This is a genomic window from Sporomusa sp. (assembly GCF_057736855.1).
The window spans coordinates 1-2,169 of the sequence record NZ_JBYKYF010000412.1 but is presented as its reverse complement, the minus strand read 5'-3'; the positions used below and the strand labels follow the sequence as shown (position 1 = coordinate 2,169).

The window sequence follows — 2,169 nt, the reverse complement described above, 5'->3', positions numbered from 1 at the left end:
ATTGAAACAGGCAGGAGAGTATAGCTACTGGCTAACTGGCAAAATTCTTCCTTATTCGGATAAACTCGCATCAACAGTCACACTCCCTATCCAGCGCCTGTCTTAGCGAATTGGTAAACTCGGCTGCAGCCTTAACTCCGTCGTTCATTAATCGTTCCATTACGGCACTACCAACAATGACGGCATCAGCAAACTTAGCAGCTTGACACGCAGCAACCGGACTGCCAATACCAAAACCAATAGCCAAAGGTAAGTCTGTTTCCTGCCGGACAATTTCTAGTAGTGGCGTTAGTTGATTGTAATCAAGCTGTCGCACCCCGGTTACTCCTGTACTCGAGATACAATATAAAAAACCAGAAGCTTGTTGACAAATGGCTTTCAATCTGACAGGAGTGGTTGTCGGAGCAATAAACCGGATCAAGTCAACATGGATCTTACGGCAGGCTGATTGTACCACACCTGCTTCTTCTAACGGCAGGTCGGGAATAATTAACCCACTAACACCTGCCTGAGCAAAGTCATAAGTAAACTTCTCTACTCCGTATTGCAATGGAATATTGTAATATGTCATGACCGCCAACGGGATAGATATATTTTGTTTGCTACGCGCTACCAATTCCAGTGACTTACCTGTGGTAGCCCCAGCACGCAGCGCCTGGGTTGCTGCGTACTGAATAATTGGACCATCAGCCATCGGGTCAGAAAATGGTAATCCAACTTCAATCAGGTCGGCACCAGCGGCTTCCAGCGCCTTCATGGCTTCATAGGTAATATCGTAATTCGGATAACCGGCAGTCAAATATATAATTAAGCCCTTACGTCCGGCCGCTTTCAAAGCGCATAAAGTATCTGTTATCCGGCTCATAGCTGTCCCTCCAATACATTAGCCACCATTTGCACATCTTTGTCCCCTCGCCCTGACAGACAGACAACAATCGCGTCCGTTTCTTGGGTTTGAGGCATTAATTCTTCTAAATAAGCCAAGGCATGCGCGCTTTCCATTGCTGGGATAATTCCCTCCAGCCGCGCCATCTGTTGAAAGGCTGCGAGCGCCTGTTCATCAGTAACCGACGTATAAACTACCAGGTCGTTGTCCTTACAATAGGCATGCTCCGGGCCAACCCCGGGATAATCAAGACCTGCTGATATGGAGTAGGCCGGGATAACCTGACCATCACTATCCTGACGGAGATAACTGAAAGCCCCATGCAATACACCAGGCTTGCCATGAGTCAATGACGCTGCATGCTCACCAGTACTAATCCCTTTGCCGCCAGCCTCGACTCCAATTTTAATTACTGTTTGTAGATCACGAAACGGATAAAAAACGCCCATTGCATTACTGCCGCCACCAACACAAGCAACCAGATATTTTAAGTTAGCTCCAATTTCCCCAACTTGCTGCGCAACCTCCTGTCCAATAACTGACTGAAAATCTCTTACGATCATGGGGTAGGGATGCGGGCCGACCACTGAGCCAATGATATAATGAGTATCCGTAATATGAGTTACCCAGTATCGGATGGCTTCACTGGTAGCATCTTTAAGCGTACCGCTGCCGCTAGTGACAGGATGGACTTGCGCACCCAAGAGACGCATACGGAAAACATTGAGGGCCTGCCGCTCGATATCTTCCTGCCCCATAAATACACAACATTCCATGCCAAATAGTGCCGCCACGGTAGCGCAGGCCACCCCGTGCTGACCGGCGCCAGTCTCGGCAACAATGCGTTTCTTCCCCATTCTTCTGGCCAATACCGCTTGACCTATCGCATTATTAATCTTATGTGCACCAGTATGGAGCAAATCTTCCCGTTTCAAATAAATTTGCCCCCGCCCATAATATTGTGTCAGCTTTGCAGCATGATACAAACGGGTTGGGCGCCCGGCATATTCACGTAAATAATGTGTCAGCTCTGCCTGAAACCCAGCATCATGTTTCAATACTTGATAGGTTTCCTCCAGTTCGATTAATGCTGGCATAACCGTTTCAGGTACAAACCTGCCGCCATAGATTCCAAATCTTCCATTTTTGTCAGGCATTATTCTCTCCCCTTTCCTGTTTACCAGTACGCAAAGCCAGTTCATCTGTTTTAGCACCAATATCTCCGGCTGTTACCAGCGCTTCACCGACGAACGCTCCTTTTACTCCAGCCTGCTTCAGCTTCA

The 2,169-nt window shown here is 47.9% G+C and carries 2 protein-coding genes; both read right to left on the bottom strand.

The genetic code is table 11. The features are described from left to right. Positions 1-70: 70 nt before the first annotated feature. Positions 71-865, bottom strand: a complete 795-nt coding sequence (gene trpA / locus AC29Z1_RS16995; RefSeq protein WP_488272634.1) for a tryptophan synthase subunit alpha — start codon at positions 863-865, stop codon at positions 71-73. Beyond that, positions 862-2,043: a tryptophan synthase subunit beta gene (gene trpB, locus AC29Z1_RS16990; protein ID WP_488272633.1), complete on the bottom strand. Its 1,182-nt coding sequence runs from the start codon at positions 2,041-2,043 to the stop codon at positions 862-864. Before trpB ends, trpA begins: the two co-directional genes overlap by 4 nt. Positions 2,044-2,169 lie beyond the last annotated feature (126 nt).

Excerpts from the sequence above, each read along its gene's own strand:
- trpA (WP_488272634.1), bottom strand. The coding sequence starts at position 865 with ATGAGCCGGATAACAGATACTTTATGCGCTTTGAAAGCGGCCGGACGT.
- trpB (WP_488272633.1), bottom strand. The coding sequence starts at position 2,043 with ATGCCTGACAAAAATGGAAGATTTGGAATCTATGGCGGCAGGTTTGTA.